Source organism: Streptomyces sp. STAM6, assembly GCF_054963715.1.
Genome location: NZ_JBUEFZ010000004.1, coordinates 72,128 through 98,086 on the forward strand (window position 1 = coordinate 72,128; position 25,959 = coordinate 98,086).

Annotated in this window: 20 protein-coding genes and 1 tRNA gene; 7 read left to right on the top strand and 14 right to left on the bottom strand. The window is 72.9% G+C overall.

Going from position 1 to position 25,959, the window contains the following annotated elements; translation table 11 throughout:
• Window positions 1-68 precede the first annotated feature (68 nt).
• Together ACY34K_RS07110 and cpt are read left to right on the top strand one after the other, a co-directional pair.
• Complete coding sequence (locus tag ACY34K_RS07110) at window positions 69-341, top strand: DUF2087 domain-containing protein (RefSeq protein ID WP_462744922.1); 273 nt, start codon at window positions 69-71, stop codon at window positions 339-341.
• Complete coding sequence (gene cpt, locus ACY34K_RS07115) at window positions 338-904, top strand: chloramphenicol phosphotransferase CPT (RefSeq protein ID WP_462744924.1); 567 nt, start codon at window positions 338-340, stop codon at window positions 902-904. The genes ACY34K_RS07110 and cpt overlap by 4 nt, the downstream gene beginning before the upstream one ends.
• An 89-nt stretch (window positions 905-993) precedes the next feature.
• Here the strand turns inward: cpt and ACY34K_RS07120 are convergent, their stop codons facing one another.
• The 3 genes from ACY34K_RS07120 to ACY34K_RS07130 are packed head-to-tail and all read right to left on the bottom strand — an operon-like array spanning window position 994 to window position 13,627.
• Entirely contained in the window at window positions 994-8,628 is a 7,635-nt protein-coding gene (locus ACY34K_RS07120) for a MupA/Atu3671 family FMN-dependent luciferase-like monooxygenase (RefSeq protein ID WP_462744926.1), read from the bottom strand.
• Window positions 8,625-12,200, bottom strand: coding sequence for a type I polyketide synthase (locus ACY34K_RS07125; protein WP_462744928.1), 3,576 nt, complete (start codon window positions 12,198-12,200; stop codon window positions 8,625-8,627). The genes ACY34K_RS07120 and ACY34K_RS07125 overlap by 4 nt, the downstream gene beginning before the upstream one ends.
• A gap of 32 nt (window positions 12,201-12,232) precedes the next feature.
• Complete coding sequence (locus ACY34K_RS07130; protein WP_462744930.1) at window positions 12,233-13,627, bottom strand: MFS transporter; 1,395 nt, start codon at window positions 13,625-13,627, stop codon at window positions 12,233-12,235.
• A 292-nt stretch (window positions 13,628-13,919) separates the two neighbouring features.
• On the opposite strand from ACY34K_RS07130, the gene ACY34K_RS07135 reads away from it, so the two are divergent.
• Window positions 13,920-14,135: a response regulator transcription factor gene (locus tag ACY34K_RS07135; protein ID WP_462744932.1), complete on the top strand. Its 216-nt coding sequence runs from the start codon at window positions 13,920-13,922 to the stop codon at window positions 14,133-14,135.
• A gap of 37 nt (window positions 14,136-14,172) precedes the next feature.
• Here the strand turns inward: ACY34K_RS07135 and ACY34K_RS07140 are convergent, their stop codons facing one another.
• The 3 genes from ACY34K_RS07140 to ACY34K_RS07150 form a co-directional block, all read right to left on the bottom strand.
• Complete coding sequence (locus tag ACY34K_RS07140; RefSeq protein WP_462744934.1) at window positions 14,173-15,003, bottom strand: TrmH family RNA methyltransferase; 831 nt, start codon at window positions 15,001-15,003, stop codon at window positions 14,173-14,175.
• Between the two features lie 193 nt (window positions 15,004-15,196).
• Window positions 15,197-15,424: a hypothetical protein gene (locus ACY34K_RS07145; RefSeq protein WP_462744936.1), complete on the bottom strand. Its 228-nt coding sequence runs from the start codon at window positions 15,422-15,424 to the stop codon at window positions 15,197-15,199.
• Between the two features lie 32 nt (window positions 15,425-15,456).
• Window positions 15,457-15,529 (bottom strand) — tRNA-Arg (locus ACY34K_RS07150).
• A 314-nt stretch (window positions 15,530-15,843) separates the two neighbouring features.
• Between ACY34K_RS07150 and ACY34K_RS07155 the strand changes: the two genes are divergently transcribed.
• The 4 genes from ACY34K_RS07155 (at window position 15,844) to ACY34K_RS07170 (ending at window position 21,762) form a co-directional block, all read left to right on the top strand.
• Complete coding sequence (locus tag ACY34K_RS07155; protein WP_462745475.1) at window positions 15,844-17,424, top strand: dynamin family protein; 1,581 nt, start codon at window positions 15,844-15,846, stop codon at window positions 17,422-17,424.
• A 13-nt stretch (window positions 17,425-17,437) separates the two neighbouring features.
• Complete coding sequence (locus ACY34K_RS07160) at window positions 17,438-19,120, top strand: YfjP family GTPase (RefSeq protein ID WP_462745477.1); 1,683 nt, start codon at window positions 17,438-17,440, stop codon at window positions 19,118-19,120.
• A 251-nt stretch (window positions 19,121-19,371) separates the two neighbouring features.
• Window positions 19,372-19,878, top strand: coding sequence for a single-stranded DNA-binding protein (locus ACY34K_RS07165; RefSeq protein WP_462744938.1), 507 nt, complete (start codon window positions 19,372-19,374; stop codon window positions 19,876-19,878).
• A gap of 453 nt (window positions 19,879-20,331) precedes the next feature.
• Window positions 20,332-21,762, top strand: a complete 1,431-nt coding sequence (locus ACY34K_RS07170; RefSeq protein WP_462744940.1) for a Cys-Gln thioester bond-forming surface protein — start codon at window positions 20,332-20,334, stop codon at window positions 21,760-21,762.
• Window positions 21,763-21,972: 210 nt separating this feature from the next.
• Here the strand turns inward: ACY34K_RS07170 and ACY34K_RS07175 are convergent, their stop codons facing one another.
• The 8 genes from ACY34K_RS07175 to ACY34K_RS07210 form a co-directional block, all read right to left on the bottom strand.
• A complete protein-coding gene (locus ACY34K_RS07175) occupies window positions 21,973-23,235 on the bottom strand; it encodes a tyrosine-type recombinase/integrase (RefSeq protein WP_462744942.1) in 1,263 nt (420 codons plus the stop codon).
• A complete protein-coding gene (locus tag ACY34K_RS07180; protein WP_462744944.1) occupies window positions 23,235-23,441 on the bottom strand; it encodes a helix-turn-helix transcriptional regulator in 207 nt (68 codons plus the stop codon). Before ACY34K_RS07180 ends, ACY34K_RS07175 begins: the two co-directional genes overlap by 1 nt.
• Window positions 23,435-24,811, bottom strand: coding sequence for a replication initiator protein RepSA (repSA, locus tag ACY34K_RS07185; RefSeq protein ID WP_462744946.1), 1,377 nt, complete (start codon window positions 24,809-24,811; stop codon window positions 23,435-23,437). The genes ACY34K_RS07180 and repSA overlap by 7 nt, the downstream gene beginning before the upstream one ends.
• Window positions 24,804-24,989: a hypothetical protein gene (locus tag ACY34K_RS07190; protein ID WP_462744947.1), complete on the bottom strand. Its 186-nt coding sequence runs from the start codon at window positions 24,987-24,989 to the stop codon at window positions 24,804-24,806. Before ACY34K_RS07190 ends, repSA begins: the two co-directional genes overlap by 8 nt.
• A 90-nt stretch (window positions 24,990-25,079) precedes the next feature.
• Window positions 25,080-25,382 (bottom strand): SpdD-like protein, encoded by a 303-nt coding sequence (locus ACY34K_RS07195; RefSeq protein WP_462744949.1) that lies wholly within the window; start codon window positions 25,380-25,382, stop codon window positions 25,080-25,082.
• A gap of 11 nt (window positions 25,383-25,393) precedes the next feature.
• Window positions 25,394-25,549, bottom strand: a complete 156-nt coding sequence (locus ACY34K_RS07200; protein WP_462744951.1) for a hypothetical protein — start codon at window positions 25,547-25,549, stop codon at window positions 25,394-25,396.
• A gap of 12 nt (window positions 25,550-25,561) precedes the next feature.
• Window positions 25,562-25,753, bottom strand: coding sequence for a mobile element transfer protein (locus ACY34K_RS07205; protein WP_462744953.1), 192 nt, complete (start codon window positions 25,751-25,753; stop codon window positions 25,562-25,564).
• Window position 25,754: 1 nt separating this feature from the next.
• Window positions 25,755-25,949 (bottom strand): hypothetical protein, encoded by a 195-nt coding sequence (locus tag ACY34K_RS07210; RefSeq protein ID WP_462744955.1) that lies wholly within the window; start codon window positions 25,947-25,949, stop codon window positions 25,755-25,757.
• Between the last annotated feature and the right edge of the window lie 10 nt (window positions 25,950-25,959).

Sequence of the window (25,959 nt, forward strand, 5' to 3'; positions counted from 1 at the left end):
ACCGCGGCAGCCCTTCCCGCCCCCTAAATCCTTTGCCCGCAACCGGCGTCTGCGGAAGGCTTCCCCGCATGTCTGACGGTTTCAGTACGGCACAGAACGTGTCCGCCCTCTTCTCCCACGGACGGCTGACGGCGATCCCGCGGAAGACGGCCCGCCGGGAGCAACTACTCACACACCTCGCGGAAACCCTGTTCGAGCGGGAGCGCGCCTACAGCGAGCGGGAGGTGAACGAGGCCCTGCGCACGGTCCACGAGGACTGCTCGGCACTGCGGCGCTACCTGGTCGTAGGAGGCATGCTGGCCCGGACCCGGGACGGCAGCAGCTACCGGCGGGTGGCATGACCGGCGAGACCAACGAGCGACCGGACCCGGCCAGGACACAGGTCATCGTCCTCAACGGCGGTTCCAGCTCCGGCAAGTCGGGCATCACCCGTTGCCTGCAGGCCATTCTCCCCGACCCTTGGCTGAGCCTCGGCGTGGACGACCTGGTCGACGCGCTTCCGCCGTCCCTCATGGAGTCCGACGGCGGCATCGCGTTCGGACGACAGGGAGAGGTCCACGTCGGGGAGCGCTTCCGCGAGGCGGAGATCGCCTGGACCACCGGGGTCGCCGCCATGGCACGGGCCGGGGCGCGGATCATCATCGACGACGTCTTCCTCGGCGGCAGGAACTCACAGGAGCACACCCGTCGCCTCCTCGACGGGCTGCGGGTGCTGTGGGTCGGCGTGCGCTGCGACCCCGAGATCGCCGCCGGCCGGGAACTCGCGCGGGGCGACCGTGTCGTCGGCATGGCCGCGCTGCAGGCGAAGACCGTGCACGAGGGCGTCGTCTACGACGTCGAGGTCGACACCAGCCACACCGAGTCGATCGACTGCGCCCGCGTCATCGCCGCCCACGTCGTCTGAGCCTCCGCCGGGCAGCCCGGAACGGCGAAGGGCCGGCCGCTCCGGGCGGCCGGCCCTTCCTCCACGCCCCGGCGGGGACGCCCGCGCGATCAGCCGACGAGGGCCCGCCGGACCTCGTCCGTCAGCAGGGCGACGTATTCACGTGCCCACCCCTCGATCGTCTCGTGGTCCCACAGGTCCGTGGAGTACTCCACGAACCCCGAGAGCACGTCCCCGGCGGGTACGAGCCCGACGATCAGATCCGTACGGGCGGCCGCCGGCGCCAGGTCCTCCACGCCCACCTCCAGCCCCGGGAACCGGACTTCGGTCTCCAGCGAGCTCTGGTAGGCGAACCCCAGGCTCAGCCGGTCCGGCATCTCGACCCCCTTGCGCTCCCGCATCGCGGGGACGATCTGCCGCGGTGCCAGCAGCAGGTCGATGCACTCGGCGGTGGTCGCGGCGACCCGCTCCACGAGCCCGGTGAACGGCTCGGCGGGACGGTTGCGTACGCGCAGCGCGAACCCCGTGACCGTGCACGCGGCCAGGGACTCGAACGCGCGCCGCTCGCGGTTGGCGTACGAGATGTTGAGCAGCACGTCCGGCTGCCCGGACTTCCGGGACAGGAGCCGGCCCAGCGCGGACGCCGTCACCGCGAACGGCGTCGTGCCCTCCCGCTTCGCCAGCCGCTCCACGTCGGCCCGCACCTCGGCGGGCACCGTGAACATCACGGCACCGCCCCGCCCGCTGGACTCCTCGGGACGCGGCCGGTCCAGCGGCAGCCCGTGGTCGAAGGGCGCCCCGTCCAGTTCCCGCAGCCAGAAGTCCACCCGGCGCTCGTCCGACGCGGGATCGGCCTGCTCCCGCTGCCAGCTCGCGTACGCCGACGGCTGGTACGGCTCCGGGTCGAGCCCGTCCGGCACGCCGGTGGCCTCCGCCGCGTAGAGCGCCGCCAATTCCTTCAGCAGCAGACTGACGGCCCAGCCGTCGCAGACGGCGTGGTGCAGCACGAACAGCATCACCCACGTGTGTTCACCGGTACGCAGCAGCCGGAGCACCGGCGCCACCCCGGACGTCAGCTCGAACACGGTCTCGGCGGCCTCGGCGCCGACGCGTTCCAGCTCCGCTTCCCGCTCCCGCTCCGACAGGGCGGTGAGGTCCTCGACGAGCAGGTCCACCGGCCGGGGCCGGAGGATCTCCTGCCACCACTCCCCGCCCTCGCGGGCGAAACGGGTGCGCAGCGACTCGTGCCGGGCGGTGAGCCGGGTCAGTGCCCCGCTGAGCGCCGCCCGGTCCAGGTCCCCGGTGAGGGTGAGCCGCATGGCGACGTTGAACACCTGCGGGCGCGGGTGGGCGGCGTGCGTGGCGATGAACCGGGCCTGCTGGGCGGTGACGGGCGCACGCCGCTCGACGTCAGCGTCGCCGCTGCCGCTGCCGCTGCCGCTGCCGCTGCTCCCGTCCGCCTCCCCGGCGGCGCGCGACAGACGGGCCGTCATGGCCCCCAGCGTGGGCTCCCGGTAGAAGCTCACCATCGGGTACTCGTCGCCGAACTCCTCGCGCACCCGGTTGACCATCCGGATCGCGGTGATCGAATGGCCGCCCAGGTCGAAGAACGAGGCGTCGGAGGCGATGGCGTCGGCGTCCACGCCGAACTCCGCGGCCCACAGCGCCCGCAGCCGCCGCTCGACGTCTGCTCGCTCGTCGTCCGTCCGCTTGTCGTCTGCCCGCTCGGCATCCGTCCGCTTGTCGTCCGTCCGCTCGACGTCCGTCCGGGCGCCCTCCACCGGTCCGGAAACCGTCGGGTCGTCGGCAGCTCCGCCGGTCCGTCCGGACGCGGGACCGGAATCGCGGCCCTTGGCCGAGGTGACGAGGTCCGGCGCCGGCAGGCCCGCCCGGTCCAGCTTTCCGGTGCCCGTCAGGGGCAGCCCCGCCAGGACGGCCCAGGCGCGCGGCACCAGATAGTCGGGCAGCCGCCCCGCCAACTCGTCCGCCATCAGGTCGGCGAACGCCTGACGGTCGTCGGAGTCCTCCCCGACCGGGTCCGCGGGCACCGCGTACGCCGCCAGATACGCCTCGCCCCGGGCATTCCGGCGGGCCAGCACGACCGCCTCCCGCACCCCCTCCAGGCCACCCAGAGTGCGGGAGACCTCCTCCGGCTCGACCCGGAACCCGCGGATCTTCACCTGGTCGTCCGTCCGCCCCCGGAACTCCAGCTTCCCGTCCTCGGTCCACCGCACCAGATCACCCGTGCGGTACAGACGGGCGTCCGGCCCGCCGTCCGGGTCCGGCAGGAAGCGCTCGTCGGTCAGCTCCGGGCGGCGCAGATAGCCGCGGGCGACGCCCGGACCGGCCACGTACAGCTCACCGACCTCCCCGGCCGGCACCGGCCGCCCCGAGGCGTCGGCCACCAGCAGACGGACGTTGTCCACCGGCCGCCCGATGGCGATGCCGGACCGGTCGCCCCTCGCGCCGGGTGCGACCGTCTCGACGGTGCACAGCACCGTGACCTCGGTCGGCCCGTACACGTTGACCGTCTCGTACGCCGCCTCCGGACGCGGCCGTACCCGCATCACGTCGCCGCCCAGCAGCAGATGACGCAGCGGCGGCTGTTCGGCCGGCGGGAGCTCCAGCACCGCCTCGCCGAGCGCCGTGGGCAGGATCGTGAAGGTGACGCGCTGCGCCGCGTACCAGCGGGCCAGCGCGAGCGGGTCCCTGCGGACCGCGTCGTCGGCGACCGTGATCGAGGCGCCCGCGGTCAGCGCGGGCCAGATCTCCAGCACCGAGGCGTCGAAGCTCTGGCTGCACACGACGGCGCCGCGGTCGTCCTCGGTGAAACGGAACCGCTCGTGGTGCCACCGGCACCGGTCGACGACACCACGGTGCGGCACCGCCACCCCCTTCGGGGTGCCCGTACTGCCCGAGGTGTAGATGACGTAGCAGAGCGACTCGGGGTCCGCCGCCGGAGCCCTGGCGCCTTCGACGGCGCCTCCGACGGCGTCGGGGCGGCCTTCGGGCGCCGCGTCCGGGGACACCACAGCCACCCCGTCCGGCAGTGTCGGCACCACAGCCCCGTCCGCCTCGGCCACCACCGTCCGGGCCCCGCACTCGGCGATGACCGTCTCGGCGCGCGAGTGGCCGAGGGACGGGTCGAGCGGAACGTACGCCCGGCCGGACTTGAGTACCGCGAGCATGGCCACGACGAGGTCGGCGGAGCGCGGCAGCCACAGCGCCACCGTGTCCCCGCGGGCGCCGGCGGCCGCCTCTCGCTCCTGGATCACGGCCGCGAGCCGGCCGGCGCGCGCCTCCAGCTCCCCGTAGGTGAGCACGGTGTCGCCGCAGATCACCGCGGCCCGGTCCGGGTGCGCCGCCGCCCGGCGGGACACCAGCTCGTGGACGGTGGTGTCCGGCAGCGGCCGGACCGGGCCGCGCTGCCACGCCTCCGGCACGGCGCAGCCCTCGGCCGCGCGCCACGGCGCCGCCGGTACGGCCAGCCGCGACAGCGGTACGTCCGGCGCCTCCACGGCCGCCGCGAGCAGGTCGCGGAAGATCCCGAAGAACCGCTCGACCGTCGACGCGTCGAACAGGTCGGTGTTGTACTCCAGATGGCACCGGATGCCCTGCGGCTGGTCCGTGAAGTAGACGGTGAAGTCCGCCAGGGCCTTGTCCGGACCGGCGTCCAGCGGCGTCGCCCGTACCCCGGGCAGCTCGAACCGGAACGGCTCGCTGCGCTGGAACTCGGCGAGCACCTGGAAGACCGGCGTGCGGTCCGTCACCCGCGGCGGGGCGAGCTCACGCACCACCGTCTCGAACGCCACGCCGGCGTGTTCGTACGCGTCGAGCGCGACCGCGCGCACCCGGTCCAGCAGTGTCCCGAACGCCGGGTCGCCCGACAGGTCGAAGCGCAGCGCGAGGGTGTTGACGAAGAACCCGAGCAGATCCCCGGCGCCCTGCGGCCGGTCCGAGATCGGCGTCCCGACGACGATGTCCTCCTGCCCCGTCACCCGGTGCAGCATCGCCGCGTACCCGGCCAGCAGGGTCATGAACAGCGTGCTCCGGTTCGCCCGGCTCAGCTCCCGCAGCCGCGCGGACAGCTCCGGGGTCAGGGTGCGGAACTCCGCGCGCCCGTTGGACGTCATCGTCGCCGGCCGCGGCCGGTCGGTGGGCAGCTCCAGGACGGGCAGTTCACCGCCGAGAACCCGGAGCCAGTAGGCCAGGTCGTCGGCCGCCGCGGTTTTCTTTAGGGCCGCCGCCTGCTCGCGGGCGTAGTCGGCGTAGCTCCATGTCAGCGCGGGCAGACCGGGATCGGTGCCGTCGCGCTCGGCCCGGTAGAGCGCGGACAGGTCGCGGGCCAGGACCGTGGCCGACGCCGCGTCGACCACGATGTGGTGCAGGGACAGGACGAGGACGTGCTCCTCGTCGCCGAGCCGGACCAGCCGGCTGACGAACAGCGGGCCGTCCGCGAGGTCGAAGCGCCGGGCACTCTCGGTCCGCAGCACCCGCTGGACCGCCGTCTCCCCGTCTTCTCCCGTGACTTCTCCCGTGGCGTCGACGACCTCGAAGTCCGGCTCGCCGGGCGCCCTTACGACCTGGACCGGCCCGTCCCCGGTCTCGCGGAAGACCGTCCGCAGACCCTCGTGCCGGGCCACGACACCGCGCAGCGCCGCGCGCAGGGCGGGCACGTCGAGCGGTCCGTCGAGACGGATGGCCTTGACCTCGTTGTACGCGGTACGGCCCGGCAGCAGGCGCTCCAGGAACCAGATCCGCTGCTGGCCGGGTGAGAGGGGGGCGGGGTCGGGGGCCGCGGACGGCGCCACGGCGGGAGCGGGAGCGGAAGCGGACGTGCCCGGGGCCGCCGGGGCCGCCGGGGCGGCCGGGGCCGGGGAAGCCGGGACGGTCTCCTGGTGCCGGCGGCGCAGCGCGTCCACATGGGTGAGGCTCGCGCGCAGTTCGTCCGGTGCCACACCGAAGTCCACCAGCGACACGATCTCGTCGGCGCCCGCGCCCATCACCGCGTCGACCACCGGCGAGACCGTTTCCACCGTGCCGATCAGCGCACGCTGGTCGCAGTACCGGCCGTAGGCGCGGCGGAACACCGTGTCGAGGTCGTCCTCGCTCAGCGCGGACAGGTCCACGTTGTGGCCCAGGCTGTTGGTCACTCCGCCGAACAGCGACAGGGACGCGCGCATGTAGCGGGACAGCGGCTCGTACGCCTCGGTCCGCGCCGTCGCGTGGTCCGCCGCCAGGTAGGTGTGCAGCAGGACGGCCACGCGGCCGGCGGCCGGGTCCAGGCCGTACCTGGCCCGCGTTTCGCGGTACAGGGCGATGTTGTCCCGCAGCTGGTCCACGCTCTGGGTCATCAGATTGGTGACGATGCCGAGGTCGTGCCGGGCCGCCAGCTCGTACGAGGCCGGGTTGCCGACCACCGCCGTGAAGAACGGCGGCGCACCCTGCACGGGCCGCGGGAACAGCCGCAGTTCCGCCTCGCCGTCTCCCGTCGTACGCCGCAGCGCCTCACCGCGCCAGAACGACCGCACCTGCTCCAGCTGCTCGAACATCGCCTCCTTGTGCCGGCCGAAGCGCTCGGGGAAGAAGACGAAGTCATGGGCGTGCCAGCCGCTCGCGACGCCGATGCCGACGCGGCCGTCGGAGAGGTTGTCGACCATCGACCACTCCTCCGCGACGCGGATCGGGTCGTGGAGCGGCAGTACGACGGAGCCCGCGTTGAGGCGGATCCGCCCGGTCTCCCGGGACAGCGCCGCCGCCAGCACCGCGGGGTTCGGGAAGAGGCCGCCGAAGGAGTGGAAATGCCGCTCGGGCATCCACAGCGCGTGGAAGCCGTTCTTGTCGGCGAAGCGCGCGGTCTCCAGCAGGAGTTCGTACTTTCCCGGACGGGAGGCGGTCTCGTCCGGCTGCGGGTAGTCGCCGAAGAAGTAGATGCTGAAGTCGGGTGTCCGGGAGGGACCGCGGGCCGCGGCGGGCGCGGGGCGCGGCTCGCTCCGTACGGGCTCGTTACGGGTCGCGGCCGTGTTCCACGCCATCGACGGCACGGCGGCCGAGGTCGGGGCTGGTGCTGGTGCTGGTGCTGGTGCCGGTGCCGGTGCCGGGGCAGCGGCGGCGATGGGGGCCGGGGCCGGCGACGGGGCCTGCGCGGCAGCGGGGGCGGCCTTCGGGGCGACCACGGGCCCGCCCGGGAAGAAGCCGGCCGACCGCAGCTCGCGCAGCGACCCCTTCACGGCGTCGGCGATGAACTCGATGTCGCCGTCCGAGTGCGCGGTGGACAGGAAGAAGTTGCGCCACTCCCAGACGTGCACGCCCCGCAGCATCAGATGGTGGTACAGCAGCTCCATGTCCGCGCGGTGGTCGAAGCGGAACTGCGAGCCGAAGTGCGTCATCCGCAGCGGGTACTCCTCGGCCTCGAAGAAGCCGTTGAGCGTCCGGGCCAGCTCGTCGGTACGCGCGTTGAGGCGTTCCTGGAGCCGTGGACTGTTCTCCTTGAGGTGGGTGAGCACCGCGCGGGCCGCGACCATGGACACCGGGTGCTGGATGTACGTGCCGCCGAAGAAGGTGGTGTCGGCGGGCGGGTAACTGTCGTCGCCGTAGCTCCAGTAGCCGCCGTCGACGCCGTCCATGATGTCGGAGCGGCCCGCGATGGCGCCGATGGGGAAGCCGCCGCCGAGCAGTTTGCCGTACGTCGCGAGGTCCGGCGTGACCCCGTACAGCTCCTGCGCGCCGCGCGGCGCGGGACGGAAACCGGTGAGCATCTCGTCGAACATCAGCACGATGCCGAGTCGTCGGGTCAGCTCGCGCAGCCTGCGGACGAACTCGACCGGCTGGAGCGCCGGGTGCCTGCTCTGCACGGGCTCGACGATGACGGCGGCGATGTCCGCCGCGTTCCGCTCGATGGCCTCCAGGGAGGCATCGGCGCCGTAGTCGAGCACCAGCAGTTCGGAGACGGAGCTGTGCGGAATGCCGCTGGAGACGGGAACGGTGAGCCGCTCGGCCTTGGCCCCGGTGGAACGGCCGAGGACACCGTCGGCGTGGCCGTGGTACGCCCCGTTGAAGGTGACGATCTTGTTGCGTCCGGTGGCGGCGCGGGCCAGCCGGATGGCCGCGGAGTTGGCCTCCGTACCGGAGTTCGCGAACGCCACCCGCTCCAGACCCGTCAGCTCCGCCAGCAGTTCGGCGGCCTCGCCGGTCTCGACGTTCCTGGGGCCGAGCTGGACGCCGCGGGACAGGTGCTCGCGGACGGCCTCGCTGACGAAGGCCGGCTCGTGGCCGAAGAGCAGCACACCGAAGCCCATGGTGATGTCGACGTACTCGTTGCCGTCGACGTCCTCCAGACGCGCGCCGCTCGCCCTGCGTCCCGCGATCGGGTACAGCATCTCCTTGGTGGCGCTGCGGAATCCCACGACGGCCCGGCTGTCCGCCAGGACACGGCGGTACCGCTGGGCGATCCGCTTCGAGGTCGGGCTCTTCGCCGTGTAGCGGCGTACGAGATCGTCCAGGTGCTCCTGCTGGGTCCGCGGGGAGGCGCCCTGGACCATGCCGGAGGACCGGGCGACGGTCACGCGCGGTCCGTGGACGCGGCGGGGGGCGGCACCGGCCTGCTCCGGCCCGGCCCCGTCCGTGGCGCTCCCCCCGGCCCCCGGCACGACGGCGCCCATCTGCTCCGCGATGCGCCGGGACAGTTCCGCCATGGCGGCCAGGTCCTGGTCGAGGGCCGCGGAGGCGGAACTCGGGCCGGTCACTGGGCCACCTTGCCGTTCAGCGCGGCGTGGGCCGAGGCGGTCTGGAGGGCGAGCAACTGGGACAACTGCGCCATCATCTGCACCTGTATCTGCGCCATCTGCTGCAGCTTCTGCGTGAGGTCCTCCAGCTCCCGGCGGGTGGCGTACTCCGGCGCGGGGGTCCGGTCGGCGGTGGGCGCCGCGGGCGCGGTGGCAGGAGTGGCAGGAGTGGCGGGAGCGACAGCGGGTGGGGCGGCCGGGGCGGGGGCCGCCACGGGCGCCGGTGCGGCAGCCGGCAGGGGCGGAACGGTCTCGGTCCGCGGCGCCGGGATCGGCGCCGCGGCGGCCGGGGCGGGGGCCGTCGCTGCCGCTGTGAAGGCCGCCGCCTGAGGAGCCGCGGCCGGGATCAGGCCGGGCATCGGGGCGGGAGGCTGCTCCACCGCCGTGACAGGTGCCGCGGCCTGTGCCGTGACCGGCCCTGCGGCCGCTGCCGCGACCGGAGCGGCGACCGGCACCGCCGTCTGTGCCGGCGCCGTCGCCGGCATGCGGGCGACGATGAGTTCCGCGAGCTGGAGGGGCGTACCCGTCTCCTCGAACAGCTCCCTCATGGTCACCTTCACCTGGTGCTGCTGTTCCAGTTCGCGCAGCATGCTGATCATCAGCAGCGAGTCGGCCCCGAGGTCGAAGAACGACGTGCCCCCGGTGATCGCCGCCGGATCGTGTTCGAGGTGCCGGGCCGTGGATTCGATGATGCTGCGCAGAACCTGTTCAACCGCTGCCTCGTGCTGTGCCACAACGGCTCCATTTCTCGATGGTGTGACGGTTCGCAGGGCCGTCAACGCGGGCCCTGTCCAGTGGTCGTTGTGCTGGAAGCGGTAGCCGGGCAGCGGAATCCGTCCGCCGCCGCAGCCCGCCAGGAAGGGCCGCCAGTCGACGGCCGCGCCGGCGCAGTGCAGGCCCGCCGCCGCGGCCCACAGGGTGTCGAGCCCGGTACCGCGCCGCAGCGACGGAAGGGCGGGGACGCCCGGGAGTGCCCGGCGCGCGAGGCCGCTGAGGGTGGTGTGCGGGCCGATCTCGACGAGCGCCGCCGGGTTCTGTGCGGCGATCGTGCCCAGAGCCCGGTCGAAGCGGACCGGCTCGCGGGTGTGCCGGACCAGGTAGTCGGCGTCCGGGGCCCAGCCGGGCCGGCGGACCCGCCCGTCGAGCCCGCTGACGAGGGGAGTGACGGTCGGACGGAACGCCACGGTGTCCAGTACGGCCCGGAACTCGCCGAGCATGGGCTCCATGGTCGCGGTGTGGAAGGCCCGGTCCACCGGGAGCCGCTCACCCGGCACGCCGCGTTCCTCCAGCAGCGCGCAGAGCTTCTCCACGGCCGGCACCGGGCCGGCGAGTACCTGCCCGCGCCGGCCGTTCGTCACGGAGAGCTCCATGTCGGGCACCTCGGAGGCCAGGTCCAGTGCGGCGTCCCGGGTGACCGCCACCGCGACCATGCCGCCAGGGGCGCACCGCTGTTGCATCAGCCGGCCGCGCAGGGCGGTCAGCCGCAGCCCGTCCTCCAGCGTGAGCGCTCCGGCGGCGTGGAGGGCGGCGTACTCGCCGACGCTGTGTCCGGCGACGACGCCCGGTGTCACGCCGCTGTCCTCCCACAGCCGGACGAGGGCGCACTGCAGGGCGTACAGGGCGGGCTGCGCGGTGTCCGTCGGCCACACGACCCCGCCGCCGGCGTCCGGGTCCGCGAGGAGCCCGGCGCGCAACGAGCCGCCGGTGAGGTCCGCGTAGTGGCTTTCGCAGGTGTCCAGGACTTCGCGCACGGCCGGGAACCGCTCGTACAGCTCCCGGGCCATCCCGGGGTACGGGCTCGCCTGCCCGGTGAACAGGAACCCGGTCGGCGCGGCACCCGCGTCGTCGGCGGCCCCCGCGCGCGCGGCCCCGGAGTTCCCCTCCGCCCCGGTGCGCGCGGCCCGGGTGTTCCCCGCCGCCCCGGTCCCGGTACCCGGGGACGACACCCCTGCGGGCACCGTCCCCGCGGTCACCGGGGCCGTCGGGTCGTCGGCGAGCCAGGCGTCGAGGGCGTCGGCGAACGCGGTGGGGGTGGTGCCGCGGGCGGCGAGCCGGTGCCGGCCGTGCGTACGCCCGAGCGCCGCGGTGGTGACGACATCGGCCGGCCGGAGACCGGGCTGCCGCCGCAGCCGGTCGGCGAACGCCCGGGCGTTCGCGGCCAGTGCCTCCGCGCTGCTGCCGGAGACCAGCAGGACGCCGGGCGGCGGTAACGCGCCGCCGGGCGGGGCCGGCGGCTCGGGGGCCTGTTCGAGGACGAGGTGGACGTTGGTGCCGCCGACCCCGAGGGAGGAGAGGCCCGCGCGGCGCGGGGTGGCGCTCTCCGGCCAGGGCGAGGCCGCGCGCGGCACGTAGAAGGGGCTGTGCTCCAGGTCGAGGAGCGGGTTGGGGCGGCTGAAGTTGGCCATCGGCGGTATGACGCCGTGCTTCAGCACGAGCAGCGTCTTCACCAGCCCGGCCAGGCCCGAGGCGACGTCCAGGTGCCCGATGTTGGCCTTCACCGAGCCGAGGGCGCAGTACCCGGTGCGGTCGCCGTCCTCGCGGAACGCGGCCGTGGCGCCCTCGAACTCGATGGGATCGCCCTTGAACGTGCCGGTGCCGTGCGTCTCCAGGTACCCGATCGTGTCGGCGCCGACGCCGGCCCGGTCCAGAGCCCGGCGGATGGCGGCGCGCTGGCCCCGGGCACTGGGCGCGGTGAACGTCGGCTTGCCGGCCCCGTCGTTGGTGACGCCCCAGCCGCGCAGGACACCGTGGATCGTGTCGCCGTCGGCGAGCGCCCGCTCCAGCCGCTTCAGTACGACGGCCACGACGCCCGTACCCCCGACGGTGCCGTCCGCGTCGGCGTCGAAGGCCCGCAGGTAGCCGCTCTTGGAAAGGATCGAACCCTTGACGTACCGGTAGCCGAGGACGTGCGGCAGATGGACGGCCGTCGCCCCGACGAGGGCCACGTCGCAGTCGTCCATCAGCAGCGACTGGGCGGCGAGCTGTACGCCGACGAGGGAACTGGAGCAGGCGGTCTGGACGCTGATCGCCGGGCCGGTCAGGCCGAGCCGGTAGGCGGTCCGGGTGGCCGTGAAATCGGCGTAGTTGCCGACGGTGATCTGCATGCCGGCGAGCCAGTCGTCGACGGCCCGGCCCGGCAGGACGTTGTTCAGCAGGTAGTTCTGCAGGGTGTACAGGTGGTACCCGGTGGAGGCCCAGACGCCCACGCGGGTGCCGTCGCGTTCGTCGGGGTAGCCCGCGTTCTCCAGTGCGTGCTGGGCGCACTCCAGGAAGATCCGCTGCTGGGGGTCGGTGATCTGGGCCTCGCGGCCACTCATCCGGAAGTGCGCGGCGTCGAAGCCCGCGATGTCGTCGAGGATCCCGGACGCGCCCACGAAGTCCGGTGCCCGGTAGTGCTCCTCCGGGACGCCTGCCGCGGCCAGTTCCTCGTCCGTGAAGCGGGTGATCCGGTCCTCGCCGTTGCGGACGATCCGCCACAGGTCTTCCGGAGTGTCCGCGCCGGGCAGCCGGAAGGCCACCCCGATGACGGCCATGCCGGCCCCCTGAGGGCCTTGTATGTGCGCGGTCATGAGCCGCTGCCCTCCGCGATCGACGTCGTGTCGGCGTGCTTCACCGGCGGCCCGGGTGTCCCGTCGGTCTCCTGCGGCCCCTGCGGCACGGTCGTCGCCCGCGGCCCGCGCGTGGCCGTCCCGTCGTGCCCGTCCTGCCTGTCCTGCCCGCCCTGTCCGTACTCCCTGCCCTGCCCGCCCTGCCCGCGCCGGCGGAGCAGCACGGCGAGCATGACGACGCACAGGGCGATCGCGAGTCCGTGGAAGGCCGCCACCACCGGCAGCGGCGCGAAGCTCTCCAGCAGGGCAGCGCTGACGAGCATCCCCAGGCCGAACCCGGCGTTCTCGACCGAGGCGGACAGCCCGAAGAGGCGGCCGCGCTGCTCGTCGGGGGCGGCCTGCAGCCGCGACACGTACACGACCTCGGTGAACCCGTCGGCCGCGCCGGCCACCAGGGCGGCGATCAGGGTGACCGGGGTCGGGAGGCCGGTGAACACCACGATGAACCCGGCCGACATCACGCACGCCCCGAGCGCGAACGCCCGCTCACCGGGGGTGCGGCCGGTCGCCTTCGTCCGCCGCCCGAGCACCTGCTGGGCCAGGATGCAGCCGATCGCCCAGGTGGCCCAGAACTGGCTGATGAACGTGGCCGGATGGCCGGGGTCCAGGCCGCTGGAGTAGATCGGCAGGGCCACGTTGTGGGAGGACGACCCGAGGCCGTCGACCGCACGCACCGCGATCATCACCGCCAGCAGCGGCGCGGCCCGCGGCAGCATGCGCAGCGCCCACTGGGCGGTGCCCGAGGTCTTCTCCTCACCTCCGCCGCCCCCGGACGCTCCGGAGCCCTCTACGGCGGCGGCCCGGGTCCGTACGGGCAGCAGGAAGAGGATCGTGGCGGAGACCAGGAAGCTGACGGCGTCCAGGACGAAGGCGGTGGTGTAGCCGAACTGCGCCACGACCACACCCGACGAGGCGAACCCGGCGATCATGGCGAGGGAGCGGCCGGTCACCAGCAGCCCGTTCGCCCGGGCCCGCAGTTCGGGCCCGACGATCTCGGGAATGCTGCTGCGCAGGGACACCTGTGACAGCGTCGAACAGCCGCCGGTGACCACGGCGAGCGCGAACACCAGCGACACGCGCGCGTCGTCCGGTGCCATCACCAGGGACAGCAGCGCCACCGCCTGGGTGAGGTCGGCGCCCACCATCAGACGCTTCCGGTCGTACCGCGACACCAGCCGCCCGCTGACGAAGCCGGACACGACACTCGTCCCGAGCCGTACGGCCATGTACAGACCGGCCGCGAAGGCGCTGCCCGTCACGTGGTAGATGAAGACGTTCAGCGCCACCATGTTCAGGTAGCTGCCGTACGCCGATATGCCGTTGCCCGCGGCGAGCAGACGGAAGTGCCTCATGCGCGTTTCCCTCCGGTCGGCATGTGGGGTGGGTGCCGCCGTGATCTCTGCCGACTCCACACTCGCCTGGTTCGCGTTCGGCCTGGAGCCCCTCAAGTTGGTGACTTGACAGGCGAGTTACCGAAGATTACGAGGTGATTTGGGGTATGAGGCCGCAGTTCCTTGCGCTTCATCGGCTTCGTGATTGAATCGCCTCTGTGTGTCGCGGAGTGTCGCGTGGGAGGACGCACCTCACCGCGGCCGGTCGCGGGGCGCGCTCGCCGCGCGGCTTCCCCTGCCCCATGGAGCGAGAATGCCAAGCCCGACCGCGCAGACCGGACCGCCTGACCTGTCCCCCCGGGAGCGGGAAGTGCTGGCACACATCGGCGCCGGCCTCACGTACCACCAGACGGCGCGGAGGCTGGGTATCAGCGTCCACACCGTCAGCACCTATTTACGGCGCATACGCACCAAACACCGCGCCCCGACACTGGCGGACCTCGTCCGCCTGAGCATGATCCAGGACTAGGGCGTGTTTCGGAACACGCTCTGGGCGACCTGGACGGTCACGCCGACCGCTGCCGCGCGAGGCGCTGGCGGCGGGTCTCGTAGAGCACGACGGAGGCGGCGTTCGACGCGTTCAGGGAGCTGGCCGATCCCGTCATCGGAATACTGACCACATGGTCGCACTGCTCACGCCAGGCGGCACTGAGCCCGGCGGTCTCATTGCCTATGAGCAGCAGCACCGGCTGGGTCAGGTCGAACTCGGAGACATCGGCGTCACCGTTCTCGTCCGTGCCGACGACGGTGATCGGCCGCCCCTGCGATCGAGCCTTCCCCACCCACTCCATGACGTCGTGGTGCGACGGGCTGCGCACCACGGGGACGGAGAAGAAGGACCCCGTGGAGGCGCGCACCGACTTGGGGTCGTACGGATCAGCGGCGTGCCCCGTCACGATGAGGCCGTCGGCGCCGAACGCGTCGGCCGACCGCACGATGCTCCCGATGTTGCCCGGCTGTGTCGGCCGGTCGAAGACCAGACCGAGGAAGCCGTCGTGGACCTTGATGCGCGAGAGGTTGTCCGGCGGCATCTCCACCACGGCCAGGACTTCCGGCGCCCCGTCGGACTTCTCGCTGAGCTCGGCGAGCAACTGCGGCGCCATCGCGACGCGTTCGGCGCCGGCCCCACGCATCAGGTCCTCGGCCCAGCGTGACAGCGGGCGGTCGGCGTCGTACAGCAGGGAACGGACGGTCCAGCCGTGTTCCACCGCCATCGTGATCGGCCGTACGCCCTGGACCAGGAACTCCTTGGCCCTGCCTCGCTTGGTGCGGTTGTTGAGCAGCGTCTGGAGCTGCTGGAAACGGGCATTGCGGGTCGTGATCCGCTGCACTGCCACCCGTCCTCCAAGGCGAAGATAAACGCTGCGAACCCGGTCGTCCCAGGTGAAACGGCACAGGGCCACGCAGCAGGTTACATGGAGCCACACCGGCGCCGGACGGGACGCCGGTCGCCGGAAGCGACCGGGGCCCGGCGGCGAGAGCGTCCGCGAGAGCCCGGCCGGCCGCCGGTGGGGCAGTTCCGGGCCACGCTCATGTCCCCGGGGCCTTCGTGACCTTGAACGGCGGCTCGGAGCCGTGGGTGATCTCCAGGAGGTTCCGGGCGGTGCCGGCCGGTCCTCCGGCCGGGACTCCGGCGGGTGTGCGACCCGGTCGTCCGCGGAAACCGGTGACACCGGACGGCCCCGGATTCCCGCCCTTGATCGCCACCAAGGGCCCGACGGCCTCGTCGCGCCGCGTGTCGGCCGCTTCGAGCAGCAAAAACGCCCTCCCGAAGGAGGGCGGAGACGGTGCGCCCCCGGCAGGACTCGAACCTGCGGCCAAGCGCTTAGAAGGCGCCTGCTCTATCCACTGAGCTACGGGGGCCGGTGGTGGCCTTGTGGCCTGGAGCCCCGATTGGGTGGTCCGTGACCTTGCCGGGGTCAAGGATAGGGCTCCGATCGCCTTGGCCCGGTCGCTTCACCTGCGTGGCACGATGTGGAGGTTCGGTGAAGCGAACCGATAATCGCAGGCAGGTGCGATTCCCGCAGCGCTTTTCGCGCCACACGCCTCGGGTGTTGTGCACTCGTTATGCCTGCGTCCCACTCGTCCCGTCTGTCCCGCGTGCCTGATCGGCGCGCAGAGATTGCCATACGCTTCAAAAAGGTCACGAAATTGGGCATTCTTCGCATGTGGTGACCTTGGACGTACGGCCTCAGCTCATCGACGCACTATCCGCCCTGCGCGACCGTGTCGCCGCCGTGCGTCTTCCTCTCCCCCTTCCGGGTGCGCCACGCGCGCGGCAGACGCGGGCCGAGTTGCTCGCGCAGCTCGACGACTATCTGGTGCCCCGGCTCAAGGAGCCCGAAGCGCCCCTGCTCGCCGTCGTCGGGGGATCCACCGGGGCCGGGAAGTCGACGCTCGTCAACTCCCTTGTCGGGCGCCGCGTCAGTGAGGCAGGAGTGCTGCGGCCCACCACGCGGACACCCGTCCTCGTGTGCCACCCGGAAGATCACCACTGGTTCGCCGGCATGCGGGTCCTGCCGCAGCTCACCCGCGTCTGGTCGTCCGACGACGGCGAGGTGGACGCCGCCGAGAAGAACGCGCTGCGCGTCGAGACCGCCGCCACCCTGCCGCGTGGGCTGGCCCTGCTGGACGCGCCCGACATCGACTCGCTCGTCGTCGAGAGCCGTGAGCTGGCGGCCGAGTTGATCTGTGCCGCCGACGTGTGGGTCATGGTCACCACCGCCTCCCGGTACGCCGACGCCGTCCCCTGGCATCTGCTGCGTACCGCCAAGGAGTACGACGCGACCCTGGTCACCGTCCTCGACCGGGTGCCGCACCAGGTGATCGGCGAAGTGTCGCGGCAGTACGAAGCACTGCTCGTCCGGGCCGGCCTCGGTGACGTCCCGCGGTTCACCATCCCCGAACTGCCCGAGTCGGCCGGCGGCGGCAGCGGGCTGCTGCCCGACACCGCCGTGACCGCCCTGCGCGACTGGCTGGCGCACCGGGCGCTCGACCCCGCCGCCCGACAGCAGGCCGTGGTGCGCACCGCCACCGGCGTCATCGACTCGCTGAACGTCCGCATGCCGGAGCTGGCCGGGGCCGTCGCCGCCCAGTACGCCGCCGCCGTACGCCTCACCGGCGCCGTCGAGGCGGCGTACGAGCAGGAGGGCGAACGCGTGCGCAGCGAGCTCACGCGCGGCGCCGTCCTCGCCGGGGACGCCCGCACCCGCTGGCGCGGCTACCCCCGTGACTGCACCGCCACCGAGCTGCTCGACTCCCTGGCCGAGTCGCTGACCGCCCTGCTCCAGTGCGCCGTGGCCGCCGCCGACGAACGCGTCCAGGAGGCATGGCGGCGCGAGCCGGCCGCCCGGGCGCTCGCCGGCGGGTACGACAGCTCCGACCGGGAGGCGGGCGAACGGATCGGCATGGCCGTGCGCCGCTGGCGCCGCGTCCTGGAGGAGCTCGCCGAGGACGAGGTACGGCGCATGGAACGCAGCGCCGCGCCCGACGCCGAGACAGTGGCCGCCCTCCTCGCGTCCGTCCTGCTCGGCGGGCGCCGCACCCGGGGCGCGGGGGACCGGCTGGCCGAGCTCATCGGCGCCCAGGGCGCGGTGCGGCTGCGCGACCGGGGCGGCGAGCTCGTGACGACCTACATCGACCGCGTACTGCGCGAGGAGAGGGACCGGCGCCTCGCCCCGCTCGACCGGCTCGAGGTCACGCCCGAGTCGCAGGCCGAGCTGATCGCCGCGCTGTCCAGACTGCAGAGGGAGAGGTGACGGCTTGAGCGCCGTGGAGGAACGCTGGGACGACGGGCTCATCGCGCGCCGCGCCCAGGACCAGCAACCGTTCGACGAGACGCCGCCGGAGGAGCCGCACACCCCGATCGGGGAGACCTACGGAGGCCGGCTGCGGGGCCGCCTCGACGCCCTGCGGGAACTGGTGGGGCTGTCCAGGACACGGCTGGACGCCGAGACGCTCGGAGAGGCCGGGCGCGTGCTGGAGGAGGCGGCCGCGCGCCAGCGGCTGTCCGCCCGGCACACCGTCGTCGCCATCGCCGGCGCCACCGGAAGCGGCAAGTCGACATTGATCAACGCCCTCGCCGGTGTGCCGGTCTCCGAGACCGGGCTGCGCCGGCCCACCACCGCCGCGCCCATCGCCTGCACCTGGTCCGAGGGCGCGGCCGGGCTCCTGGACCGGCTCGCCATCCCCGGGCGGCTGCGGCGCAAGCCCCTGGCGGGTGGGGTCGGCGACGAGGCGCTGCAGGGCCTGGTCCTGGTCGACCTGCCCGACCACGACTCGGCGGTCGTCTCGCACCGCGAGCAGGTCGACCGGGTCCTCGCACTGGTCGACGCGGTGATCTGGGTCGTGGATCCGGAGAAGTACGCGGACGCCGCCCTCCACGAGCGCTATCTGCGGCCGCTGGCGGGCCACGCCGAAGTGACCTTCGTCGTGCTCAACCAGATCGACCGGCTGCCCGGCGAAGCCGCCCACCAGGTCCTGGACGACCTGCGGCGGCTGCTCGACGAGGACGGGATGGCACTCGGCGAGCACGGCGAACCGGGCGCCACCGTACTGGCGGTGTCCGCCCTCACGGGGGAGGGCGTCGTCGAACTGCGCGATCTGCTCGCCGCGTTCGTCCAGTCCCGCGCCGCCGCCGAACGACGGCTCTCGGCCGACCTCGACGCGGCGGCCGCCCGTCTGCGGCCGGTCTACGTCGCCGACGGCCGGCCCGGCCTCGACGAACGGTCCCGGGACGACTTCGGAGCCCGGCTCGCGGTCGCGGTCGGGGCGAGCGCCGCGGGCGAGGCCGCCGAACGCGAGTGGCGGCGGGGTGCGGGCAGGGCCTGCGGGACGCCGTGGCTGCGGCTGTGGCGCTGGTACGAACGGGTGCGCACGCCGGGCGGCGCCGAGCCGCGGCCCGCGGCGCCGGTGGAGGACGAGCTCACCGCCCGGCAGCGGGTCGAGCAGGCGGTGCGGGTGGTCGCGGACGAGGCGGCGCGCGGCTTGCCGGTGCCGTGGGCACAGGCGGTCCGCGAGGCGGCGGTACGCGGCGCGCAAGGACTCCCCGAGGCCCTCGACAAGCTCGCCGTCACGGCGGCGGAGCCACCCAAGGGCGGCCGGCCGCCCCGGCCCGCCTGGTGGCCCGCGGCGGTCCTGACCCAGGCGGCCATGACGCTGCTTCAGTTCTACGGCGCCTTCTGGCTCGTGGGCCAGATCGTCGGCGTCCTCGCCCCCGGCCTCCTGCCGCCCGTGCTGATCATGCTGGCCGGCATCATCGGCGGCCCGCTCGTCGAATGGGCCTGCGCCGCCGCGGCGCGCGGCCCCGCCCGGCGGTACGGACAGGAGACCGAGCGCCGGCTGCGGGAGGCGGCCGCGAGCTGCGGCCGGGCGATGGTGCTCGACCCGATCACCGCGGAGCTCATGCGCTACCGGGAGGTGCGCGAGCAGTACGTGACGGTGTCCGGGACGTGACGGGGATGAAGTGCCCGCCCGGCGGGGGCGCGTGACGGGCCGCCAGGGCCGTTCCCCGCACATGGGAAGCGCCTTGGCGGACCGGCGTCACCGGAGCGGGTGACGCGGTTGTGCACAGGCGGCCGGCTGTCCACAGGCCCCGGCGGAATCCCCCGGGGACCGCCAGCATGGGGACGGAGGACGGCGGCCGGTTCTGGGTCCGGGCCGCCGCGACCGGCGGGGAAACGGGAAGAAGGGGAGGGGTGTGCGTCATGAACGACACCTTGGTGACCGTGGTGGGCAACGTGGCGACGGGCGTGGAGTTCCGGGACACCGCGGCAGGGGGTGTGGCCAGGTTTCGCTTCGCGGCGACGGCGCGGCGCTGGGACCGGGAGAAGTCCTGCTGGGCCGACGGGCCGACCAGCTTCTACACGGTGTACGCCTGGCGGGCGCTCGGGGCCAATCTCGCCGCGTCCGTCTCGGTCGGCGACCCCCTCGTGCTGCACGGCCGGCTGAAGGTCCGGGAGGAGGACCGGGACGGGCAGCGCAGGACGTTCGTGGACATCGACGCGGTGGCGGCCGGCCACGACCTGTCGCGAGGGACGGCGGCGTTCAGGCGGGTGATGAGGAGCGAACCCCGGCCGACGGACCGACAGGAGCCGGGGCACACGGCGGAAGCACCGCGTCAGGCACCGCGGGCGGCCCCCGAGCCGGGAGAGCCCGCCCCCGAGCAGCCGGTGCCCCCTCCCGAGCAGGCGGTGCCGGCCTTGGCGCCCTGACCCGCGCCCGGCCGTGCCCTGAACGGACGCGGGGATACGGCCGTACGGGGGTGGGGGAGGCGGCCGTCGGGGCGTCGCACGATCCGGTGAGCCGGGACGCCATACGGCCGGGTCGCCGGCGCCTCCCTGACCTGCCCAAGGGCCGCACGCGCTACGGCCGGTGCGGGGCGGACCGGTCGCCGCCGCGCCCCGGCGACGGGCGTCCCGCCCCCGCACGGACCGGTAAGAGCCCTGGCACGCAGGGAGAATGTGGAGATTCGGCGAGTGACAACCGCCTGTCGAGGTGTTCGCGATAACGATTCCGATTCGGAATGGTTGTCTGACGGTATGACGGGGGACTGTGCTTGGCCGCACTTCTAGGATTCCCGGGTACTCATGGGGCACTTGAGTCGGCAGGCGAGGCACTCCCCCCACGCGTTCCACGCGAAAGGGCCTCGCCCGGAGGGGAATTCTGTGTTTGCTGCGTTTTCTGTACGTGGGCGGAAGAAGCGCACCGCTCGCCTCGCCGGCGCGGTCGTCGCCTCGGCCCTGATCGCGGGAGGCGCCCTCGCGGGTGCGGCCGGTGCCGCCGCCGACGAAGCGACCCGGCACACGGGCGGCGCCGCCGCGACCCTCCGCGGGCTGACGACCTACGACCGGGCCGTGCTCCATGCCGACGGCGAGAACCACGAGCTGCCCGCCGGCCTGTTCGAAATGACCGTCGACGGCGGTGGAACCCTCAAGACGTACTGCATCGACATGCACAACCCCACCCAGGAGAAGGCCAGGTACCTGGAGACCTCCTGGGACCAGACCGCGCTCGCCGGGAACAAGGACGCGGGCCGCATCCACTGGATCCTTCAGCACTCCTACCCCCAGGTCGACGACCTCGTCGGACTGGCCAGGAAGGCCAAGACGGGCGCGCTCACCAGGGAGACCGCCGCGGCCGGCACCCAGGTCGCGATCTGGAGGTACTCGGACGGCGCCGCGGTCGAGGCCCTCGACCCGGCCGCCGAGAAGCTCGCCGACTGGCTGGAGAAGGAAGCCAAGAACGTCCAGGAGCCCGCGGCGTCGCTCAGCCTGGAGCCGGCGGCGGTCTCCGGCCGGCCCGGGACCCGGATCGGGCCGGTCACCGTCCACACCGACGCCGACCGGGTGACGGTGAACCCGCCCGCCGACGCCGCCGCCAGCGGCATCAAGGTCACCGACGCCGCCGGCAAGCCCGCCACCACCGCGACCGACGGCAGCAAGCTGTTTCTCGACGTGCCCGCCAAGGCCGCCGACGGGGCCGCCGAGCTGACCGTTCAGGCCACCACCTCCGTGCCGGTCGGCCGTGCCTTCACCGCCACCGGCAAGAGCCAGACCCAGATCCTGGCCGGCTCCAGCCAGTCGACGGTCTCCGCCACGGCGACCGCCACCTGGGCCCGCAAGGGCGCCCTGCCGGCGCTCTCGGCGAAGAAGAACTGCGCCAAGGGCGGCGTCGACATCACCGCGGGCAACACGGGCGACGCGGCGTTCCGCTTCAAGCTCCTCGGCCTGGAGCACGACGTCCAGCCCGGCGAGTCCCGGACGATCACCGTCCCGGTCGCCGAGGACCAGGCGTACGAATTCACGATCGAGGGCCCCGGCGGGTACACGAAGACGTTCAAGGGCGTCCTCGACTGCAAGACCACTGGCAGCACGGCCACCATGACCGGACGGCCGGGCTCCCAGCCCAGCCCCCTCTCGGGCGGCGCCACGTCCGGCACGACCGCCGGCGGCGGCACCGGCGACCTGGACCTCGCCGAGACAGGCGCGTCCAACACCACGCCCATGATCGCCGGTATCGCCGTCGCCTTCCTGGTCATCGGCGGGGCCGCGGTGTTCCTCGTCCGCAGGAAGAAGGACACCGACACCGCGGAGTGACCTCGCTGTGACGGTGAGTGCCCGCCCCGGGGCCGCGCGGCCGCGCTCCCGGGGCCACCGTCCCGCGGGCGCCGCGCACACGGCCCGCCCGGCCCGCCCGGTACTGGTTTCCGTCGGGGGCGGGCCGTCAGGCAAGATGGGGTGTTACTTGCCGTCAGAGGGCACGAAAAGGCCCCTCACCAGCAGGAATCCCGCCGATGAGGGGCCGTCTCAGGCAGCGTGGGCCGTCACTGGGCCGTCGTGAGCGTGGCCGGCGGCCCGGTACATCGCGGAGATCGCCTTCCGAGTCCGCGTCTCGCTGCTCGGCATCAGGTGCGTGTATACCCGGAGCGTGAAACCCGGGTCGCTGTGGCCGAGGTAGAGGCTCAGAGCCTTGATGCTTTCCCCGGCGTCCAGGAGGACCGAGGCGTAGAAGTGCCGCAGGGCATGCATCCCGTGCTCACGGGCGGCCGCGTACCTCTGGCCCTTCTCCGGGACAGGGATGACGCCGGCGGAAGCCAGAGCGGGCTTCCAGTACTGGTCGTTGAACCCCTGGCTCCAGAGGGCGGACCCGACGCCGCTCGTGAAGACGAGCCGATGCGTGACCTTCGGTCCGGTCGGGGTCAGCCAGGGCAAGGTCACCTCGGCGGGTGGGAATCGCTCCATGTGCTCCTGCAGAGCGGCCGACACCTCGGAGTCGAGCGGCACGTCACGGAGCTTGCCCCGCTTGGGTGGGGCGAAGACCAGCGTGCCGCGAACCTTCTTGACCTGCTGACGTACGTACAGCCAGCCCAGGTCCCCGATGGCGTCGACGGCCAGGCCGAAGATCTCACCCTGCCGCAGTCCGCACCCGGCGCCCAGGTCGACCATGGCGCTGTATTGCTCGGGCAGGCCAGCTCGCACGCTGAACACCCGCTCTGCGGACCACGGACGGACGCGTGTCGGCACGGGACGGGGCGCCTTGACCGATCGGGCCCGGCACGGGTTCGAGGCCAGCAGACGGTCATCCACGGCCGCGTTCAACACGGAGGACACAGCGTCGAAGATGAGGCGCCGGTACTGCGCCGACGCCACCGTCTCGTCGAGCTGGCGGTTCCAGTCACGGATGTGCTCGGGCTGGAACGACCCGATCGGCCGAGTCCCCAGGTGCGGCAGAGCGTGAAGGCGCAGCCTGCCTTCCACGGCGGCCCGGCTGGAGAGATCGATGGTGAGCGCGGCGAGCCAGCGTTCGGTGTACTCCCGGAAGGTGACCCTGGCTGCTCGCGGGTCGATGTACTGGCCGCGCGCCATGTCGGCTTCGATGTTCGTCAGCCATGTGTCGGCCAAGCGCTTCTGCTTGTCAGGGAAGCTCTTCGACTTCTCGGTGCCGTCCGGCCCGATGTAGCGGGCCCGGTAGCGCAGACCGATGCCGTGACGATCGGTCTTGACCTTGCGCGCCTTGCCGTCCGGCCCGGTCTCGTTCCGGTACCAGCGGTCTTGGATGTGTCCAGCCATCAGGCAGCCTCCCCGAGCTGGGAGTCCACCCAGGCCCGAACGTCGCCGGGGTCGAAGCGCAGGTGCCGGCCGACCCGGAAGCCGCGGGGACCGGTCCGCTTGCGCCGCCACTGGTAGACCGTCTCGACGCTGGGTAGCTCGAACATCTCCACCAGGTCCTCAGGCGTGAGGAAGCGGCTGGGAAGTTCGGAGGCCACGGTCACCACTCCCTCTCGTCGACGAGGCGTTCTCGTATGGCTTCGCGGGCTGTTTCGCGGTTGAGCTGGAGGTCTCGGGCGATGGAGGCCGCGAGGACGGATTCGCCGGGGGTGTGGCCGTGTCCGGCGTACTGCCAGTCGGCGAGGACGAGCACGGTGTCCGGCTCGACGTCGTCCAGGCCGAGGGCGTTGCGTTCCTCAGAGGCGCGGTAGTCGGCGCGTTCCCGGCGAAGGGCGCCGAGCGTGGTCGAGTAGCGGCGGGACTTGGAGGAGAAGTGTCCTCGGAAGCCGAGCATGTGGGCCCACGCCCAGAGACGGCGATCGGGATAGAGCGGGTCGAGCTCCTTGCACGCCTTGACGAGGCTGCGGGCATGGTCGGGCACGCCATGCCGGTCGAGTTCGGAGAGCTCGCCAATGCGGCGGTCAAGCGTGCCGGTGTTCTCGGCGGCCTTCGTGGCGTACTTGGCGACGTAGGAGGCGACGGCCTCCTCGGTGATGTCGGAGCCGTCCCCGAACGCCTTCACCGGGCGGACATCCAGCTGCCTGCCCCACTGGAATGTGCGGGCGGGCTGGTCGCCGACAGCGGGAACCGAGACCGAGGAGTACGGGTGAGCGGCGGCGGCGCGGATCGCGTCGGAGAGGAGTTCCACCGTTGCCCAGGACGGCGGTGCTGTCTCGGGCCCCTCGGGTCCGTCGAGGCGGATCACGGCATGGAAGTGAACGGCGCCTCGCTTCTGAAACTCGGCGACCTTGCCGTACGACAGCCGTGCGCACTCCTTCAGCTCGCGCTGCGAAAGGCCGGCACGAGCGGCGAGCTCGCGGCGGAGCCGGTTGGTGAAGCGCTGCCACAGCTGACCGGCGTGGTTGTTGAACAGGACCTCGCCCGCGTAGTCGTAGGTGGCGGGATCGAGCGCGGTTCCGAGGGCAGGGGCGTCGGCGGCGTGACGGGTGCCGCAGCGGCAGGTACGCCGGTCGGGCCGGTTGTGGACGGGGCCGAACGAGGGGGCCGTGAGGGTGGCGAAGACGCGCGGGTGATCGCGGACGGTGGCGGGGATGTCGCGGCGGTCGTCTCCGGCCAGGCCTGCGCGGATGAGGTGGTAGGTGTCGCCCGCGTAGGTCCAGGCGCAGGACGGACAGCGGGAGGCCCGGCGGTTGCCGCAGGCGACGCGGAGGCGTCCGCCCGGTTCGTTCTCGGTGGAGTAGTGGTGCAGGGTCTCGCCGGTGACCTTGTCCTTGGTGAGGGTCCAGCCGCACAGGTGGATGGGGTCGGCACAGCCGCCGGTGCGGCGGACCTGGTCTTCCCAGCGTGAGTAGTCAGAGGCCGAAGCCACCCTCAGCAGGTCGCCGAGGGTGGTCGGGTCGAGCAGTGTGTCAGGCACGGGCGCCCTCTGGCGTACGGGCCGGGCGGCGGGTTCCGGTGCCCTGGCAGGCCCGGCAGTGCGCGGTGATGGTGCGCAGGTGGCCACGGGAGTCCCGGCCGCCGAGGGTGATGGCGGCGGAGCCGAAGCCGTCGCAGTTCGGGCAGATTCGGGCCGGGGGTGCAGTGCGGTGAGTCATGCTGGCGGTTCCTTCCGGTTGCGAGATCGGATAGGGCACGGCTTCCGGGGCGGCGGATACTTGGCGGTTGACGGCCGCCCCGGGGGCCGGTTAGGAGCGCTGGGCGTTGACCAGCGAGCGGATCACCAGGGCGCAGATCGCGAGTGAAACGCCGGTGACGGCGACCGCCAGGAGCAGCGAGACGAGGACGGCGCCGACGACAAGGACGACGGCGGTGCCGCCGCCCACGAGTGCGGCCAGGCCACCAGGAGTGAGTTGAACCGTGGCCCGGGCAGGAGCAGGGGCCGGCGCCTGTGTGCTCGGCTGGGCCACGACGGCCGTCGGTTCGACGACAGCGGGCGGAGTGACAAGGCCAGTCGGGGCCGGGTTGGTCGGGATCTTCGGGCGGAGCATGACGTTTCTCCCTACTTGACGGCGGTGTCGATGACCGGGGCGAGGAGGCTGTCGGCGAGGAGGTAGCCGCCGAGCAGGAGGACGGCGATGAGCCACCAAGGCGGGCGGATGAGCTTGACGCCGAGGTAGCCGACGGCGATCAGGGCGAGCCAGAGCGGGACGTCCATGGCGGTGGTCTCCTAGCGGACCCGGCAGCGGTGGGTTCGGGCGGCGAGCTGGGCGGCGGACTGGCTGGAGTAGTCGGCGGACCAGCCGCAGCGGTCCGTGGTGCACACGGCGGCGTGCTTGGTCTGGCCGTGGCGGTCGCGGTGGGTGCCGATCTGCACGGGTCCAATCCGCATCACGGCGTGGAAGTGGTCGCGGGCGGGCATGTCAGTCGCTCTCCGTTCGGGTGGCCGACGGGTCGGGGTAGGTGGCGCGGATACCGGCGGCGGTGGCCGGGTCGTTGGTGAGCTGGGCAGCTTCCTCGGCGAGCAGGTGCGCAAGGTAGGGCCGGTCAGCGGCGGTCATCTCGCGGGCGCTGTCGAGGTAGTCGGCGGCGGTCAGGTCGGCCGGGTCACGGGTCATTGGGTTTCTC